This window comes from Pseudomonas sp. FGI182, from assembly GCF_000511325.1.
Taxonomy (GTDB): domain Bacteria; phylum Pseudomonadota; class Gammaproteobacteria; order Pseudomonadales; family Pseudomonadaceae; genus Aquipseudomonas; species Aquipseudomonas putida_Z.
Genome location: NZ_CP007012.1, coordinates 4114294 through 4132302, shown reverse-complemented (window position 1 = coordinate 4132302; position 18009 = coordinate 4114294). Strand labels below are relative to the sequence as shown.

Annotated in this window: 16 protein-coding genes; 4 read left to right on the top strand and 12 right to left on the bottom strand. The window is 63.3% G+C overall.

What is annotated here, in order from left to right:
- Window positions 1–3: 3 nt before the first annotated feature.
- Together C163_RS18145 and C163_RS18140 are read right to left on the bottom strand one after the other, a co-directional pair.
- Entirely contained in the window at window positions 4–1536 is a 1533-nt protein-coding gene (locus C163_RS18145; RefSeq protein ID WP_025340044.1) for an NCS1 family nucleobase:cation symporter-1, read from the bottom strand.
- Window positions 1537–2094: 558 nt separating this feature from the next.
- Window positions 2095–2532: an Lrp/AsnC family transcriptional regulator gene (locus C163_RS18140; protein WP_025340043.1), complete on the bottom strand. Its 438-nt coding sequence runs from the start codon at window positions 2530–2532 to the stop codon at window positions 2095–2097.
- A 134-nt stretch (window positions 2533–2666) separates the two neighbouring features.
- Here C163_RS18140 and C163_RS18135 point away from each other — a divergent pair, with 134 nt between their 5' ends.
- Window positions 2667–3563, top strand: a complete 897-nt coding sequence (locus C163_RS18135; RefSeq protein ID WP_025340042.1) for a DMT family transporter — start codon at window positions 2667–2669, stop codon at window positions 3561–3563.
- 145 nt (window positions 3564–3708) lie between these two features.
- Window positions 3709–4635 carry a class I SAM-dependent methyltransferase gene (locus tag C163_RS18130; protein WP_025340041.1) on the top strand — a complete coding sequence of 309 codons (927 nt, stop codon included), beginning with the start codon at window positions 3709–3711 and terminating at the stop codon, window positions 4633–4635.
- Between the two features lie 124 nt (window positions 4636–4759).
- On the opposite strand, the gene C163_RS18125 is transcribed toward C163_RS18130, so the two are convergent.
- The 8 genes from C163_RS18125 to gcl form a co-directional block, all read right to left on the bottom strand.
- Window positions 4760–5761 (bottom strand): sulfate ABC transporter substrate-binding protein, encoded by a 1002-nt coding sequence (locus C163_RS18125; protein ID WP_015271174.1) that lies wholly within the window; start codon window positions 5759–5761, stop codon window positions 4760–4762.
- A gap of 216 nt (window positions 5762–5977) precedes the next feature.
- Window positions 5978–6799: an ion transporter gene (locus C163_RS18120; RefSeq protein ID WP_013973544.1), complete on the bottom strand. Its 822-nt coding sequence runs from the start codon at window positions 6797–6799 to the stop codon at window positions 5978–5980.
- A 45-nt stretch (window positions 6800–6844) separates the two neighbouring features.
- Entirely contained in the window at window positions 6845–7717 is an 873-nt protein-coding gene (locus tag C163_RS18115) for an urea transporter (RefSeq protein ID WP_025340040.1), read from the bottom strand.
- 187 nt (window positions 7718–7904) lie between these two features.
- Entirely contained in the window at window positions 7905–9320 is a 1416-nt protein-coding gene (pyk, locus tag C163_RS18110; protein WP_025340039.1) for a pyruvate kinase, read from the bottom strand.
- The gene (locus C163_RS18105) at window positions 9317–10591 is read right to left on the bottom strand and encodes a glycerate kinase (protein ID WP_025340038.1); all 1275 of its coding nucleotides are present in this window, start codon (window positions 10589–10591) and stop codon (window positions 9317–9319) included. The genes pyk and C163_RS18105 overlap by 4 nt, the downstream gene beginning before the upstream one ends.
- Window positions 10592–10849: 258 nt before the next feature.
- Entirely contained in the window at window positions 10850–11743 is an 894-nt protein-coding gene (locus C163_RS18100; RefSeq protein ID WP_025340037.1) for a 2-hydroxy-3-oxopropionate reductase, read from the bottom strand.
- A 185-nt stretch (window positions 11744–11928) separates the two neighbouring features.
- The gene (gene hyi, locus C163_RS18095) at window positions 11929–12711 is read right to left on the bottom strand and encodes a hydroxypyruvate isomerase (protein WP_025340036.1); all 783 of its coding nucleotides are present in this window, start codon (window positions 12709–12711) and stop codon (window positions 11929–11931) included.
- 68 nt (window positions 12712–12779) lie between these two features.
- The gene (gcl, locus tag C163_RS18090) at window positions 12780–14555 is read right to left on the bottom strand and encodes a glyoxylate carboligase (protein WP_015271168.1); all 1776 of its coding nucleotides are present in this window, start codon (window positions 14553–14555) and stop codon (window positions 12780–12782) included.
- Between the two features lie 257 nt (window positions 14556–14812).
- Here gcl and C163_RS18085 point away from each other — a divergent pair, with 257 nt between their 5' ends.
- Window positions 14813–15253, top strand: a complete 441-nt coding sequence (locus tag C163_RS18085) for a heme-binding protein (RefSeq protein ID WP_013973539.1) — start codon at window positions 14813–14815, stop codon at window positions 15251–15253.
- Window positions 15254–15391: 138 nt separating this feature from the next.
- On the opposite strand, the gene C163_RS18080 is transcribed toward C163_RS18085, so the two are convergent.
- Complete coding sequence (locus C163_RS18080; protein ID WP_025340035.1) at window positions 15392–16003, bottom strand: TetR/AcrR family transcriptional regulator; 612 nt, start codon at window positions 16001–16003, stop codon at window positions 15392–15394.
- Between the two features lie 132 nt (window positions 16004–16135).
- Here C163_RS18080 and C163_RS18075 point away from each other — a divergent pair, with 132 nt between their 5' ends.
- Window positions 16136–17050, top strand: a complete 915-nt coding sequence (locus tag C163_RS18075; RefSeq protein WP_025340034.1) for a DUF808 domain-containing protein — start codon at window positions 16136–16138, stop codon at window positions 17048–17050.
- A gap of 137 nt (window positions 17051–17187) precedes the next feature.
- Here the strand turns inward: C163_RS18075 and C163_RS18070 are convergent, their stop codons facing one another.
- Entirely contained in the window at window positions 17188–17970 is a 783-nt protein-coding gene (locus C163_RS18070) for an outer membrane protein OmpK (RefSeq protein ID WP_025340033.1), read from the bottom strand.
- Window positions 17971–18009: the final 39 nt, after the last annotated feature.

Below are 18009 nucleotides of genomic sequence, written 5' to 3'. Positions count from 1 at the left end.
TGGTCAATGGCTGCTGTGGTCAACGGCGATGCATTCGCCGCTGACGTCGTGGTATTGGCGTTTGCGTGGGGCGATCAGCAGGTACAGGGCGGCGGCGATGCCGGCACCGATCAGCCAGGAGAACGGCGCCACGCCATGGAAGTTGGGCACCAGGGCCAGGACGATGGCCAGCAGTGCGGCCGGCACGAAGGCGGCCACCGCGCGCAGGTTGATGCCCTTGGTGTAGTGGTAGGCGCCGGCCGGGTCTTCGCTGTAAAGCTGCGGCACGTTGATGCAGCCTTTGCGCAGCAACCAGTAGTCGGACATGATCACCCCGTACAGCGGGCCGAGCAGGGCACCCAGGCCGGACAGGAAATACACGATCACCAGCGGGCTGTTGTACAGGTTCCACGGCAGGATCAGCACTGCCAGAGTGGCGCTGATCAGCCCGGCGCGGCGGAAGTTCAGGTGACGCGGTGCCAGGTTGCTGAGGACGAAGGCCGGGGCGACGAAGTTGGCCATGATGTTCACCGCCACGGTGACGATCAGGAAGGCCAGGCAGCCCAGCACCAGGAACGCTGTGTTGGGGATGGCGGCGACGATCTGGGTAGGGCTGTCGATGATCTGGCCGTTGATCTGGAACTGCGCGCCGCACAGCACCACGGTGATCACGGCGAACACCAGGATGTTCACCGGCAGGCCCCAGAAGTTGCCGACGCGGATGGTCTTGCGGCATGGCGAGGAGCGGGCGAAGTCACAGAAGTTCAGCACCAGGGTGCCGTAGATCGCCAGCCACAGCGCGCCGCCGGCAAAGATGTTGCGCCACATCTCGTAGCCGGTCAGCGGTTCGGCCACCGACCAGGCGATGCGGGCGTCGGCCTTGATGTACATGAACACCGCCAGGGCGGCGACGGTCAGCAGGATCACCGGGCCGGCAAAGGCCTCGTAGCGGCGCACCATCTCCATGCCGTAGGCCAGGATCACCAGCTGCACCAGCCAGATCGACACGAAGCATGCCCAGCCCAGGCTCGACAGGCCGAGGATGCTGTCATGGTCATAGGCCGCCATGTGCGGCCATACGGCGGTGAGCAGCACGCGCAGCACCACCGAAGCCAGGTAGGTCTGGATGCCGAACCAGGCGATGGCGATGACCGCGCGGATCAGCGCCGGGATCTGCGCGCCGTGGATGCCGAAGGCGATGCGGCTGATGACCGGGAACGGCACGCCGGTCTTCTGCCCCATGTAGCCGGACAGGTTCATGAAGAAGTACACCAGCGCCGCGCCGATGGCCAGCGACAGCAGGATCTGCCAGCCACCCAGGCCGAGGGCGAACAAGCCCATGGCGAACGAGTAGTTGGCGATGTTGTGCACATCGTTGGTCCACAGCGCGAAGATGCTGTAGCCGCCCCAGCGGCGGCCTTCGATGCGCGTCGGGGCGAGGTCGCGGTTATGCAGGCGAGGGCTCAGGGCAAGTTCCGGCTGGCTGCCGGCGAGAGGGGAAGCGGGGTGGGTGCTGGCGACGGATAGTTCAGGGGCAAGGTCGAGGCTGGTACTCATTCCGGCGGGCTCCTGATGCACGTGGACTGCGATGAGCGGGCATGCGCACGGGCTCGCCATCTCGTCGGTGCAGCGTTGGCATCTCAGGGTTTGGGGCGCGGCGGCCGATGTTGGGTCGGCGTCGCGGGTTCTTGTGTATTTATGTTTTGCTTGATTTGTATACAAAACACGAACACACAAAAGCGAGTTCCATGCCAAGGAAAAAGCAACTTGCAGCTGACCATCATTTCGAATCTATCTTGTTGAAATATAAGTTGATGAAATGAAGGAGATATAAGTTGACCAAATGAACAGGTTTAAATTTTTCGAGGATGATTTAGTTGATCATTTGGTCAGAATAAGTTGTGGGAAGTGTGTAACGTATTGGGGCGTGATTCTGGAAAGTGCACACAAAAACGGCACTTATGGTGACATTCTTGTGTACAAAAATTAGTCAGCTTTTTCCTGTGCCGGCCTCTTCGCGGGTGAACCCGCTCCCACAAGTACCCCACAGCATTCAGGCCCGTCGAGATCCTGTGGGAGCGGGTTTACCCGCGAAGAGGCCCGTACAGGCAAAACTCAATCCATCGGCGGCAACCGCCGCTTCACCGGGCTTTTCTTGATGATGGCGGTGTTGGTCTCGGCCAGCACATTGATGCGGTCGAGCAGGGTATCCAGCTGCTCCATCGAGCGCACATGCAGCCGGGCGATGAAGCAGTCCTCGCCAGTAACCTTGTCGCACTCGGTGAACTCCGCAATGGCGACGATCTGCCGTTCCACCTCCTGCAGCTGCCCGGGTAGCGGGCGGATGCGCACGATGGCCTGCAGCTGGTAGCCGAAGGCGCGCGGGTCGACCTCTACGGTGTAACCGCGCAACACGCCGCGTTCCTCCAGGCGGCGCAGGCGTTCGCTGACGCTGGGCGCCGACAGCCCGCTGATTTGCGCCAGGGCCTTGAGCGAGCGGCGCGAGTCTTCCATGAGCGCGTTGATCAGCAGTTGGTCGATGGCATCGGTCATGGTCACCTCAAGCAGGTAGTTCGCGTGATTTGCCTTGATAGTAAAGGCAAACATGCCAATCTTCCTTCGTTATCCGCTGGAAGGCCGGCCAGCAACCTTTGCATACTGTTGCCGTCTTCAACAGGAGGTGTGAGATGGACAGTTCATTGCGTCGTGGCTCGCTGGAAATGGTCGCTGCCATGCTGATTTCCGGGACCATCGGTTGGTTCGTGCTGGTGTCCGGCCAGCCGGTGCTCGAGGTGGTGTTCTGGCGCTGCGTGTTCGGTGCCGTGACCTTGCTGGCGATCTGCGCGGGGTTCGGCTTCCTGCGGCCGGGCGTGATCAGCCGCACGGCGTTCCTGCTGGCGATTGCCAGCGGTGTGGCCATCGTCGGCAACTGGGTGCTGCTGTTCGCCTCCTACTCGCGGGCGTCGATTGCCATCGGCACGGCGGTGTACAACGTGCAGCCGTTCATGCTGGTGGGGCTGGCGGCAGTATTCCTGGGCGAGAAGATTACCCTGGCCAAGGTCACCTGGCTGAGCGTGGCGTTCCTCGGCATGCTGGCCATCGTCAGTGCCCATGGCGCGGGGCAGGGTGGCGGTGAGGACTATTTGCTGGGCATTGCGCTGGCGCTGGGGGCGGCCTTCCTGTATGCCATCGCGGCGTTGATCATCAAGCGCCTGAGTGGCACGCCACCGCACCTGATCGCGCTGATCCAGGTGGCCACGGGTGTGCTGTTGCTGGCGCCGTGGGTCAAGCTTGGCGGGTTGCCGGGTGAAGTGCCGGCGCTGGCCAGCCTGGTGACCTTGGGCATGGTGCACACCGGCTTGATGTATGTGTTGCTGTACAGCGCCATCCAGCGCCTGCCCACGGCGCTGACCGGGGCACTGTCGTTCATCTACCCGATTGCGGCGATTCTGGTGGACTGGGTGGCGTTCGGGCACCGGCTGGCACCGTTGCAGTGGCTGGGGGTGGCGTTGATCCTGCTGGCGGCGGCAGGGATGCAGCAGGGGTGGTGGTTCAGGCCAGTGCGGGTTGTGGCAGAGGAATGAGGTGGTCTTGCGGGCCCTTTCGCGGGTAAACCCGCTCCCACAGGTGCTGCACACGGTTCGGGCCTGTGGTGATCCTGTGGGAGCGGGTTTACCCGCGAAAGGGCCCGCAAGGTAGAATGCCGCTTTTGCCAGTTTGCGACCCATGATGACTTCGCCGATCCAGACTCTGGAGCAACACCTGCTCGCCGCCCTCGACCCTGCCCCGCAGGAAACCCGCCGCCTGTTCCACGGCCGCGGCCGCTGCTGGGCGGGCCTGGAGCAGGTCACCGTGGACTGGCTGCAAGGCGTGCTGTCGGTCGCCCTGTTCCGCGAGCCGGCGCAAGGCCAGCTGGCCGAACTGGAGGCCATGCTGCGTACTCTCGCCGAGCGCCCGCAGTGGACTGGTCAAGCCATCCTTCTCCAGCATCGCTACCTGCCCGACAGCCCGGGCCAGTGGCTGCTGGGCGAAGCGTGCCAGCAGCGCGAGGTGGTCGAGGACGGGCTGACCTACCTGCTGGACCTGGGCGTGCGGCAGAACAATGGCCTGTTCCTCGACATGCGCTATGGTCGGCGCTGGGTGCGCGAGCAGGCGGCGGGCAAGCGCGTGCTGAACCTGTTCGCCTACACCTGCGGTTTCTCGGTGGCGGCGATTGCCGGTGGCGCCGAGCAGGTGGTGAACCTGGACATGGCCAAGTCGGCGTTGTCCCGGGGCCGCGACAACCATCGCCTCAATGGCCACGATGCGTCGCGGGTGGCGTACCTGGGGCACGAGCTGTTCAAGTCGTGGGGCAAGGTGCGCAAGTACGGGCCTTATGACCTGATCATCATCGACCCGCCGACCTTCCAGCGCGGCAGCTTTGTGCTGACCCAGGATTACGCGAAGATCCTGCGGCGCTTGCCGGAGTTGTTGAGCGAGGGCGGGACGGTGCTGGCGTGCGTGAACGACCCGGGCATCGGGCCAGAGTTTCTGATCGAGGGGATGGCGGAGCAGGCGCCGTCGCTGGCATTCATCGAGCGGCTGGAGAACCCGCCGGAGTTTCCTGATGTGGACCCGGCGGGGGGCTTGAAGGCTCTGGTATTCCGTCAGGTCTGATGTTGCCCTTGCTGGCCTCTTCGCGGGTAAACCCGCTCCCACAAGTACAGTGCAAAACCTGAGGGCTGTGGGGTTCCTGTGGGAGCGGCTTTAGCCGCGAAGAGGCCGGTAAGGCTTACATCAATTACTGATTGTTGGTGTAGATCTGGTCAAACACCCCACCATCATTGAAGTGGGTCTTCTGCACGGTGCGCCAGTCACCAAAGGTCTTCTCTACCGACAGGAAGTCCACTTTCGGGAAGCGGTCGGTGTACTTGGCCAGTACCGTCGCATCACGCGGGCGCAGGTAGTTCTGTGCGGCGATTTCCTGAGCGGCTGGCGACCACAGGTACTTCAGGTATTCCTCGGCCGCGGCTTGGGTGCCTTTCTTCGCCACCACCTTGTCGACCACGCTGACCGGCGGCTCGGCTTCGGCCGACACGCTCGGGTAGACCACTTCGAACTGGTCGCGGCCGAACTCGCGGGCGATCATTTCGGCTTCGTTCTCGAAGGTCACCAGCACGTCGCCGATCTGGTTGGTCATGAAGGTGGTGGTGGCGGCGCGGCCACCGGTGTCCAATACCGGCGCCTGCTTGAACAGCTTGCCGACAAAGTCCTTGGCCTTGTTTTCATCACCGCCTTGCTTGAGCACATAGCCCCAGGCCGACAGGTAGGTGTAGCGGCCGTTACCCGAGGTCTTGGGGTTTGGCACGATCACCTGAACGCCATCCTTGAGCAGGTCAGGCCAGTCTTTCAACGCCTTGGGGTTACCCTTGCGCACGATGAACACAGTGGCCGAGGTGAACGGCGCGCTGTTGTTCGGCAGGCGGGTTACCCAGTTGTCCGGCACCAGCTTGCCGTTGTCGGCCAGGGCGTTGATGTCGGTGGCCATGTTCATGGTGATGACATCGGCCGGCAGGCCATCGATCACCGCTCGCGCCTGCTTGCTCGAGCCGCCGAAGGACATCTGCACGTTGACCTTCTCGTTGTGCTCGGCTTCCCAGTGCTTCTGGAAGGCCGGGTTGTAGTCCTTGTAGAAGTCGCGCATCACGTCGTAGGAAACGTTGAGCAGGGTGGGGGCAGCCTGGGCGAAATTGCCCAGGGCAAGGCCTGCGGCGAGCAGCGAGGCGGTGAAGAGTTTTTTCACGTTGCTTCCTTGTTATCGAGAAGGTGTTGGCAGTTTGCCTGCGACTATAGCGGGTGGGTTTGTGGGGGTTAAAGAACAAAAAACACTTTGGTTATGCTTCCGCCTGTTCTGGCCCTTTCGCGGGTAAACCCGCTCCCACAGGGACCGCGCACGGTTCGGGTATGTGGTGATCCTGTGGGAGCGGGTTTACCCGCGAAAGGGCCGGAACAGGCGGAATCATTGCTTGGGAAACAGCACATTCCCGCACCGCGAACAGAACGCCGCGCCATGCTCATGGCTCTTCTTGCTGCAGGTCGGGCAATCATGCTGCAGCTGCTCCCCGCGCATGGCATTGGCCAGCTCGGCGGTAAAGATCCCGGTCGGTACGGCGATGATCGAATAACCGGTAATCATCACCAGCGACGACAGCACCTGCCCCAGTGGGGTCTTCGGCACGATGTCGCCAAAGCCTACCGTGGTCAGGGTAACGATGGCCCAGTAGATGCCCTTGGGAATGCTGGTAAAGCCATGCTCAGGCCCTTCGATCACATACATCAAGGTGCCGAACACCGTCACCAGGGTCGATACCGTCACCAGAAACACGATGATCTTCTGCTTGCTGCCGCGCAGCGCCTCCATAAGGTAATGGGCCTGCTTGAGGTACGGGCTGAGCTTGAGCACACGGAAGATCCGCAGCATGCGTATCACGCGGATGATCAGCAGGTACTGGGCGTCGCTGTAGTACAGCGCGATGATCCCCGGCACGATCGCCAGCAGATCGACCAGGCCATAAAAGCTGAAGGCATAGCGCAAAGGCTTGGGCGAGCAGTACAGGCGGGTGAGGTACTCGGCCAGGAAGATCGCGGTAAAGCCCCACTCGATGCCGGCCAGCAGGCCGGCGTAGCCCTGATGCACTTCGTCGATGCTGTCGAGGATGACGGTAACCAGGCTGGCCAGGATGATCAGGAGGAGGATCTTGTCGAAGCGTCTTCCAGCCACGGTATCGGTCTGGAAGACGATGATGTAGAGCTGCTCGCGCAGGCTCGCAGGGTTGTTCATTGGCTCGTTCCACAAAAGTGATGGGCTGAGCCTAGGGGCTGCATTTCAGCTGTGCAAGCGGCTGGCGTCACGCTGCCTGGGCTGGGCCAGGTGGTTGCCCAGGTGCATCAGCCAGCAGGCGGCGACGAAGGGCGCGGTCAGGCCGGGCACCGGTAGCAGCTTGAACAGCGGTTGCAGCAGCAGGGCCAGGGCAATGGCCAGCAGTGTCACCCACGGCTTTTCACCTTGCCTGCTGAACGCCAGTGCCGCCAACGCGGCGTTGAAACCGTACAGGCCCAGCCAGGCGGCTTGCGCCTGGTCGGCGAACAGTGCCACGCCGCCGCCGATAGCCGAGCCGATCACCGCCCACATTGCGGCATAGGGGTTGGCGATGAACATGCCGATGATGATCAGCAGACCGGCCAGGGGCTGATCGAGCAGGAAGATCTGGCCCACGCCACGCGCCAACGCGTACAGCGGGTCGGCTTCGACGAAGCCGCTGGGCGAGGGGGTGGCTATCAGCAACACGGCCCAGCCCAGCAGCACGAAGGGTGCGGTGTAGGCGATCAGCAGTTTGCCGCCGCGCTTGCGCCACTGGTGGGTGATGATGCTGGACAGGCCGCCAGCGGCGATGATCAGTGGCGGCAGGATGACCGACCAGGGCAGCACGGCGCTGATCAGGATGCCGATCAGCACGCCGTTGTAGCAGTACAGCCCGGCCTGGCGGTCGGCACGGTCGTAGCTGCGTGCCTGGGCGGTGAGCAGGCCGGCCAGGGCGCCGAGCAGGGCGCCACCGACCAGGCCGGGGGCGGTCAGCAGGATGGCCAGCAGGCAGCACAGGCCGCACAGGGGGGTGCGCAGCAGCAGCACCTGGCTGAAGCCGTTGAGTAACGCCGTGGCCCAGTCGGGGCACGGGTTGACGAAATTTTTGGTGTACATCGGGGCAGTCAGTGAGGTTGATGGGGAGCGGTGGGCCTCTTTGGGCCTCGGGTTTTCCGCAGTTGTGTGCGACACCACCGACCCTGTGGGAGCGGGCGTGCCCGCGAATGCGTCAGCTCAGGCAACATCGTTGTCCCTGCTGGCCTCTTCGCGGGCACGCCCGCTCCCACAGGAGAGATGCGGTGCTTTAGATCAAGGTCTCGATCCGCAGCGTGTTAGTCGACCCTGGCTTGCCAAAAGGCACACCGGCAGTGATCAGCAGCGTGTCGCCACGGCTGGCCATGCCTTGTGCCTGGGCAATCTCCAGGGCAGTGGAAACAACCTCGTCCACCTGGCGCAGGCGGTCGTTGACCACCGAGTGCACGCCCCACGCTACGCTCAGGCGGCGCGCGGTGGTCAGGTTCGGGGTCAGGTTGAGGATCGGGGCCCGTGGCCGCTCGCGGGCCGCGCGCAGGGTCGAGGCACCCGACTCGCTGTAGTTGACCAGCACCGCCACCGGCAGGATGCCGCTGATACGGCGGATGGCGCAGCTGATGGCGTCCGACACGGTGGCCTCGGCCTTCGGCCGGCCAACGTCGAGCTGGGCCTGGTAGTCCGGGCCGTTCTCCACCTGGCGGATGATCTTGCTCATCATCTGCACGGCTTCCAGCGGGTACTCGCCCGACGCAGTCTCGGCCGACAGCATCACCGCATCGGCACCTTCGGCCACGGCGTTGGCAACGTCGGTGACTTCGGCGCGGGTCGGCGCTGGCGAGAAGCGCATGGATTCGAGCATCTGCGTGGCCACCACCACCGGTTTGCCCAGTTGGCGGCAGGTGCCGATGATGCGTTTCTGGATCTGCGGCACGCTTTCGGCCGGCACTTCCACGCCCAGGTCGCCACGGGCCACCATGATCGCATCCGCAAGCTCCGCGATGGCTTGCAGCTGTTCGACTGCCGATGGCTTTTCGATCTTCGCCATCAGGTAGGCACGGTCACCGATTAGCTGGCGTGCTTCGGTGATGTCTTCGGGGCGCTGCACGAACGACAGGGCCACCCAGTCCACGCCCAGTTCAAGGCCAAAGGCCAGGTCGCGGCGGTCTTTTTCGGTGAGCGGGGAGAGGTCGAGCACCGCTTGCGGCACGTTGACACCCTTGCGATCGGACAGCTCGCCACCGGCCAGCACTTCGGTGTCGATGGCGTCGCTGTGCTTGGCGGTGACACGCAGGCGCAGCTTGCCGTCGTCCAGCAGCAGGTCCATGCCCGGCTCGAGGGCGGCGATGATCTCGGGGTGCGGCAGGTTGACCCGGCGGCTGTCGCCCGGGGTGTTGTCCAGGTCCAGGCGCAGGGCCTGGCCGCGTTGCAGCTGCACCTTGCCGTCGGCAAAGCGGCCGACGCGCAGCTTCGGCCCTTGCAGGTCCATGAGGATACCCAGTGGGTAGTTCAGTTGCTGCTCGACTTCGCGGATCCACTGGTAGCGCAGGGCGTGGTCGGCGTGCTCGCCGTGGCTGAAGTTGAGGCGGAAGATGTTCACCCCGGCTTCTACCAGTTGGCGGATGTCGTCGATGCCTTTGATCGCAGGGCCAAGGGTGGCGAGGATTTTGACTTTTTTATCAGGCGTCATGATTGGGCAGTCTCGAGGATCAGGATGGCGCGGAAGTCGTTGACGTTGGTGCGGGTCGGCTCGGTGACGATCAGCGCATCCAGGGCGGCGAAATAGCCGTAGCCGTTGTTGTTGTCCAGCTCGTCGCTGGCCGACAGGCCCAGGGCTTCGGCACGGGCGTAGCTGGCCGGGGTCATGAAGGCGCCGGCGTTTTCTTCCGAGCCATCGATACCGTCGGTGTCACCGGCCAGGGCGTACACGCCCGGCAGGCCTTTCAGGCTTTCGGTGAGGCTGAGCAGGAATTCGGCGTTGCGCCCGCCACGGCCATTGCCGCGCACGGTCACGGTGGTTTCGCCGCCGGACAGGATCACGCAGGGTGCCTTCAGCGGCTGGCCGTGCTGGACGATCTGCCGGGCGATACCGGCGTGCACCTTGGCCACTTCGCGTGATTCGCCTTCCAGGTCGCCGAGGATCAGCGGGCTGAACCCGGCCTGGCGGGCTTTGACCGCGGCGGCTTCGAGCGACTGCTGGGGTTTGGCGATCAGCTGGAAGTGGCTGCGGGCCAGGGCCGGGTCATCGGCCTTGACGGTTTCCGAGGCTGGGTTGTTGAGCCAGTCGATAACGGCCTTGGGCGCTTCGATGTTGTAGCGCTTGAGGATGGCCAGGGCATCGGCCGAGGTGCTCGGGTCGGCCACGGTCGGGCCGGAGGCGATCACCGTGGCGAGGTCGCCCGGGACATCGGAAATGGCATAGGTGTACACCGTGGCCGGCCAGCAGGCCTTGGCCAGGCGGCCGCCCTTGATCGCCGAGAGGTGCTTGCGCACGCAGTTCATCTCGCCGATGGTGGCGCCGGATTTCAGCAGCGCCTTGTTGATCTGCTGCTTGTCGGCCAGGGTCAGGCCTTCGGCGGGCAGGGCCAGCAGCGCCGAGCCACCGCCGGACAGCAGGAAGATGACGCGGTCGTCTTCACTGAGGTTGCTGACCAGTTCCAGCACGCGTTTTGCCACGGCCAGGCCGGCGGCATCGGGGACCGGGTGAGCAGCTTCGACCACCTCGATCTTCTGGCAGTTGGCGCCGTGACCGTACCGTGTGACAACAAGCCCGGAGACTTCGCCCTGCCAGCTTTTCTCGACCACTTCGGCCATGGCGGCTGCGGCCTTGCCGGCACCGATGACGATGACCCGGCCGCTGCGGTCGGCGGGCAGGTAGGGTTCGAGGACTTGACGGGGGTGGGCGGCGGCGATGGCTGTGTCGAACAGCTCGCGGAGAAGTTTTTGCGGATCGACCGACATGGCAGGCTCCCAATTATTGTTGTTCTGCAGAATCAAAAACGCCCCTGGAACTGCCTCCGTGCAGGCCGAACCAGGGGCGGGTGTTGCTCGGTGCCACTTTTGAACCTGTGGTCGCAGGTTCAAAGGTGTTGGATCTGAGATTTTGGGGGCGCTTTGCGCCCCTTTCGCGACACAAGGCCGCTCCTACAGGGGACCGCGATCCGTTGTAGGAGCGGCCTTGCGTCGCGAAAGGGCTGCGCAGCAGCCCCCGGATCTAAATCATTTGTCGTCGCGGATCGAGAAGTTGGCCATGTGCTCCAGGCCTTTGATCAGCGCCGAGTGGTCCCAGTTGCCGCCGCCCAGGGCCTGGCAGGTGTTGAACACTTGCTGGGCATTGGAGGTGTTGGGCAGGTTGATGCCCAGTTCCTTGGCACCCTGCAGGGCCAGGTTCAGGTCCTTCTGGTGCAGGTTGATGCGGAAGCCTGGGTCGAAGGTGCCCTTGATCATGCGCTCGGCGTGCACTTCGAGGATCTTCGACGAGGCGAAGCCGCCCATCAGTGCTTCACGTACCTTGGCCGGGTCGGCGCCGTTCTTGGCGGCGAACAGCAGGGCTTCGGCAACGGCCTGGATGTTCAGGGCAACGATGATCTGGTTGGCCACCTTGGCGGTCTGGCCGTCGCCATTGCCACCGACGCGGGTGATGTTCTTGCCCATGGCTTCGAACAGCGGCAGGGTGCGCTCGAAGGCTTTCGGGCAGCCACCGACCATGATGCTCAGGGTCGCGGCCTTGGCACCGACTTCGCCGCCGGACACAGGTGCGTCCAGGTAGGCAGCGCCGGTGGCCTTGATCTTCTCGGCGAAGGCTTTGGTAGCGGTAGGGGAGATCGAGCTCATGTCGATCACGACCTTGTTCGGGCCCACGCCTTCGGCCACGCCGTTGTCACCGAACAGGACGCTCTCGACCTGCGGGGTGTCGGGGACCATGACGATGATGAACTCGGCTTCCTGGGCAACTTCCTTCGGGTTGGCCAGGGCCACGGCACCGGCGGCGATCAGGTCGGCCGGGGCAGCGTCGTGGTGAGTGGAAACGAAGATGCTGTGACCTGCTTTCTGCAGGTTCTGAGCCATGGGCTTGCCCATGATGCCGGTGCCGATGAAACCGATTTTAGCCATGAGAGATTACCTCGTTGTATTTGTTGAATCTCGATGGAGCAGACAACGCGGCCCCGTGTAGGAGCGGCCTTGCGTCGCGATGGGCTGCGCAGCAGCCCCGGCAATCTATGCCGTAGCTGAAATCCTGGGGGCGCTGCGCACCCCTTTCGCGACACAAGGCCGCTCCTACAAGGTGCGTGTGGTCCTTAAATAGCGTTATGGGTCTTCAGCCAGCCCAGGCCCGCTTCGGTGGTGGTCAGCGGCTTGTACTCCGCGCCCACCCAGCCCTGGTAGCCGATGCGGTCCAGGTGCTCGAACAGGAAGCGATAGTTGATCTCGCCGGTGCCTGGCTCGTTGCGGCCGGGGTTGTCGGCCAGCTGGATGTGGTTGATCAGTTTCAGGTTGGCTTCCATGGTGCGAGCCAGGTCACCTTCCATGATCTGCATGTGGTAGATGTCGTACTGCAGGAACAGGTTGTCGCTGCCAACCTCGGCCTGGATTTCCAGGGCCTGCTTGGTGGTGTTCAGGTAGAAGCCGGGGATGTCGCGGGTGTTGATCATTTCCATGACCAGGCGGATCCCGGCGGCTTTCAGCTTGTCGGCGGCGTAGCGCAGGTTTTCCACGAAGGTATTGCGCACGGTGGCGCAGTCCGGGCCTTGTGGGCGAATGCCGGCCAGGGCGTTGACCTGGGTGTTGCCCAGCACCTTGGCGTATTCGATGGCCTTGTCGACACCGGCGCGGAATTCCTCGACGCGGTCAGGGTGGCAGGTGATACCGCGCTCACCCTTGGCCCAATCGCCCGCCGGCAGGTTGAACAGCACCTGGGTCAGGCCGTTGGCGTCCAGCTGCTGCTTGATCTCGGCAGCGCTGAAGTCGTACGGGAAGAGGTATTCGACGCCGCTGAAACCAGCATCGGCGGCAGCCTTGAAGCGGGCCAGGAAGTCCTGTTCGGTGAACAGCATGGACAGGTTGGCAGCGAAGCGAGGCATGTTGTGTCTCCTTGCGATGAAGGCCCCCGGCGCCCTCAGGTAGGGGCCGGCACGGGGGCGTCAGGCGATCAGTCCAGCAGCGAGATGGCGGTTGGCGCGTCGTTGCCGACCAGGGCCAGGTCTTCGAACTCGTTGACCGCGTTGATCTCGGTGCCCATGGAAATGTTGGTCACACGTTCGAGAATCACTTCGACCACCACCGGTACGCGGAACTCTTCGGCCATCTTCTGTGCCTTGAGCAGGGCAGGGGCGATCTCGGCCGGCTCGAATACACGGATGGCCTTGCAGCCCAGGCCTTCGACCACGGCGACATGGTCGACACCGTAGGTGGCGGCGTCGGTCGAGTTGATGTTCTCGAACGCCAGTTGTACACAGTAATCCATGTCGAAGCCACGTTGCGCCTGACGGATCAGGCCCAGGTAGGCGTTGTTCACCAGTACGTGCACGTACGGCAGGTTGAACTGTGCGCCCACCGCCAGCTCTTCGATCATGAACTGGAAGTCGTAGTCACCCGACAGCGCGACCACCTTGCGTTTCGGATCGGCCTTGACCACACCGAGGGCGGCAGGGATGGTCCAGCCCAGCGGGCCGGCCTGGCCGCAGTTGATCCAGTGGCGTGGCTTGTACACGTGCAGGAACTGCGCGCCGGCGATCTGCGACAGACCGATGGTGCTGACGTAGCAGGTGTCCTTGCCGAATACCTGGTTCATTTCTTCGTAGACGCGCTGCGGCTTGACCGGCACGTTGTCGAAGTGGGTCTTGCGCTGCAGGGTTGCCTTGCGCTCCTGGCAGTCTTCCAGCCAGGCCTTGCGGCACTTCAGCTTGCCGGCGGCTTTCCACTCGCGGGCCACTTCGAGGAACACGTCCAGTGCCTTGCCGGCGTCGGAAACGATACCCAGGTCCGGGGTGAACACGCGGCCGATCTGGGTCGGCTCGATGTCCACGTGCACGAACTTGCGGCCTTCGGTGTAGACGTCGACGGAACCGGTGTGGCGGTTGGCCCAGCGGTTACCGATACCGAACACCAGGTCGGATTTCAGCAGGGTGGCGTTGCCGTAGCGGTGCGAAGTCTGCAGGCCGACCATGCCGACCATCTGTGCGTGGTCGTCCGGGATGGTGCCCCAGCCCATCAGGGTCGGGATTACCGGTACACCGGTCAGTTCGGCGAACTCGACCAGCTTGTCGCTGGCGTCGGCGTTGATGATGCCGCCACCGGCTACCAGCAGCGGGCGCTCGGCGTCATTGAGCAGGGCCAGGGCTTTTTCGGCCTGTACGCGGGTGGCGGACGGCTTGTGCACTGGCAGCGGCTCGTAGGCGTCGATGTCGAATTCGATTTCGGCCATCTGCACGTCGAACGGCAGGTCGATCAGTACCGGGCCTGGGCGGCCGGTGCGCATTTCATAGAAGGCCTTCTGGAAGGCGTAAGGCACCTGGCCTGGCTCCAGAACGGTGGTGGCCCACTTGGTGACCGGCTTGACGATGTTGGTGATGTCGACAGCCTGGAAGTCTTCCTTGTGCAGGCGGGCACGTGGGGCCTGGCCGGTGATGCAGAGGATCGGGATGGAGTCGGCGGAGGCACTGTACAGGCCGGTGACCATGTCGGTGCCGGCTGGGCCGGAGGTGCCGATGCACACGCCGATGTTGCCCGGGTTGGCACGGGTGTAACCCTCGGCCATGTGCGAGGCGCCTTCGACGTGACGAGCGAGGACGTGATCGATGCCACCGACTTTCTTCAGGGCCGAGTACAACGGGTTGATGGCAGCCCCCGGGATGCCGAACGCGGTATCTACACCTTCACGGCGCATGACCAGAACGGCTGCATCGATTGCTCTCATTTTGCTCATGGTTTGTGCCTCATCGATTTTGTAATTGTATACAACTTGCTTTGTGCCAGAGTGTATTCACGGCTGGCCGCTTAGGTCAACGGGTTTTCGTCGGCGGACGTCGCTTTCGTTCGAGCGCCCGTGAAAACGGAGGTTTGCGCCATCGCATACGATCGTTTCAAAATATTGTATACAAAAATATCTTTCGTTGTGTTCTATTTGTTCTATCGGTTTTCAACTGCCCTCAGGGCTTCTCACAACAAGAAGAGGACCTTTCCATGAACGCTTTGAACCTGAAAGTCGCGGTCAGCCTGGTGAATGCCGCGCTGGCGGCGGGCCGCAAGATCAATGCCGCGCCACTGACCGTGGCGGTGCTGGATGCCGGCGGCCACTTGCTGGCGCTGCAACGCGAGGATGGCGCCAGCCTGATCCGGCCGGAGGTGGCCACCGGCAAGGCCTGGGGCGCGATTGCCCTGGGCAAGGGCTCGCGCCTGCTGGCGCTGGACGCGCAGCAGCGGCCGGCATTTTTTGCCGCGCTGAACGGGTTGGGCGAGCGGCCGGTGGTGCCGGCGCCGGGTGGCGTGCTGGTGCGTGATCAGGACGGCAAGGTGCTGGGTGCGGTAGGGATCAGCGGGGATACGTCGGATATCGACGAGCAGTGCGCGATCAGTGCGATCGAGGAGGTGGGGTTGAAGGCGGATGCCGGGGTAGCGGCGTAAGGCTGAAGATGGCTGGGGCCGCTTTGCGGCCCTTTCGCGACACAAGGCCGCTCCTACAAGGGATCGCAGGTAGTACGCGATCCCTTGTAGGAGCGGCCTTGTGTCGCGATGGGCTGCAAGGCAGCCCCACTGGCCCTGTCAGGCTATCTCGGGCTCACAGCCCTTGAGCACCATGCGGATGATGGTCTCCGCCGCCGCGTCATAATCGCTGTCGGCCAGCTTGGCCTTGCCGGTCACCGCAGAGATCTGCCAGTCGAAATCGGCATAGGTCTGGGTCGCTGCCCAGATGCTGAACATCAGGTGATGCGCATCCACATGGGCGATCTGCCCGCGGTCGATCCAGCGCTGGATGCACTCGATATTATGCCGCGCCTGCTCGTTCAGTTGCGCTACCTGGTTCGGCGACAGGTGCGGGGCGCCGTGCATGATCTCGCTGGCGAACACCTTGGACGCATGCGGCAGGTCGCGGGAAATGCGGATCTTCGAGCGAATGTACGCACTCAGCACTTCCTTCGGGTCACCGTCGGCATTGAACGGGGTCGACGCCTGCATGATCGGCGCGATGATGCTTTCCAGGACCTCGCGGTAGAGGTTGTCCTTGGATTTGAAGTAGTAATACACGTTCGGCTTGGGCAGGCCGGCCTTGGCCGCGATATCGCTGGTCTTGGTGGCGGCGAAGCCCTTGTCGGCGAATTCCTCGCTGGCCGCGCGCAGGATCAGTTCCTTGTTGCGCTCGCGAATGGTGCTCATGGTCAGGGATCTTCCTCGTGTCTGGCCACCTCTAAGAGGGATCGGGCATGGTAGCACCGGGCTCGACGGGCGCTCAAGGCAGCGGCTTTGGGCTAGAATCCTGGGCACTCACTCTTCTGGATACAGGCAAACATGGCAGGAAGCAGTCTACTGGTACTGATTGACGACATCGCCACGGTGCTTGATGACGTCTCGGTGATGACCAAGGTGGCGGCGAAAAAGACCGCAGGCGTGCTGGGCGATGACCTGGCACTGAATGCCCAGCAGGTCACCGGGGTGCGTGCCGAGCGCGAGATCCCGGTGGTGTGGGCTGTGGCCAAGGGCTCGATGGTGAACAAGGCCATCCTGGTGCCGGCGGCGCTGCTGATCAGTGCGTTCATCCCCTGGGCGGTGACGCCGTTGCTGATGCTGGGCGGCGCCTACCTGTGCTTCGAGGGTTTCGAGAAGCTGGCGCACAAGTTCCTGCACAGCAAGGCCGAGACTGACGCCGAGCATGAAGCGCTCAAGGAGGCGGTGGCCGATGCCAATGTCGACCTGGTGGCGTTCGAGAAAGCCAAGATCAAGGGCGCGGTACGTACCGACTTCATCCTTTCGGCGGAAATCATCGCCATCACCCTGGGCATCGTTGCCGACTCGCCGTTGACCCAGCAGATCGTCGTGCTGTCGGGTATCGCGGTGGTCATGACCATCGGCGTGTACGGGCTGGTGGGCGGTATCGTCAAGCTCGATGACCTGGGGCTGTGGATGACCCGCAAGGCATCACGCCTGGCCAGGGCGGTGGGTAACGGCATTCTGCGTGCCGCGCCATACATGATGAAGAGCCTGTCGGTGATCGGCACGGCGGCCATGTTCCTGGTCGGTGGCGGGATCCTGGTGCATGGCATCGGGCCGCTGCATCATGCCATCGAGGCGTTCAGTGCAGGGCGTGGCGGGGCGTTGACCGTGGCGCTGCTGAACGGCGGTGTCGGGGTTGTGGCCGGTGCCGTGGTGCTGGCGGTGGTGGGCATTGCGGGGAAACTGTGGCGGGCGGTTCGGCCGGCCACCTGAGTTGCATGGCCGGGGCGTTGCCCCGGTTCGCGGGTGAACCCGCTCCCACATGTATAGCGTCTGCCATGAATCCGGTGCGGACCCTGTGGGAGCGGGTTTACCCGCGAATGGGCCGCAAGGCGGCCCCTGTACTCAGATCAGAAGTGAACCTTGAGCAGGAAGCTCATGGTGTTCTGGTCGGTGGTGAAGGCATCGGAATCCTTGATGCCGTACTTGTTCTTCCAGTAGTCGTACTCCACACCCACATACAGCTGCTTCTCGCCCAGGTGCAAGGCCTTGCCCAGGTCATACTTGATCTGCGGGTTGAAGTGCAGGTTGGCCTGGTAGGTGCCGCGGCGGTTCTCGTCGTTGTCCACCACCCAGTCCATGAAACCGTCGATCAGCACATCGGACGAACCGACCGGAATGGTATACGACCACACCGGGGTGATCTGCCACACGTTGTCGCCGGCGCGGCTGCCGTCGGTGGTGCGGTTGTAGAAGTTCAGCTGGAAGTAGTCGAAGCCAGGGATGTCCAGGTCGAAACCAGGGCCGATCAGGTACGACTCGGTATCACCTTCGCCGAACTCGTAGGTCATCGCCAGCAGCACGTCCTTGACCGGGCCGAAGGCCAGCTTCTGGTCGAAGATCTTGCCGAACGACAGGCGCGGGCTGATTTCGCCGTAGTAGGTGTTCGGGCCATTGCCCTCATCTTTCTGGCCCTGGTAGAAGATCTTGTCGACAAAGATGAAGTTATCGCCGTACTTCCAGCCATCAGCGTGCTCGAAGGTCACGGTTTGCTGGATCGACGGGTTGACCTTGAAGTTCTTGCCCCACAGGTAGGTCAGGCTGTTGTTCTGCCATTGCAGCAGGTCGCCGCCGAAGGTGGTGCCACAGGCCAGCAGGCCGCCGGCGAGGATCAGGCTGTTGATGGTACGCATTGCGAGTGTCGCTCCCTTGATTGATCTATTGTCAGCGCT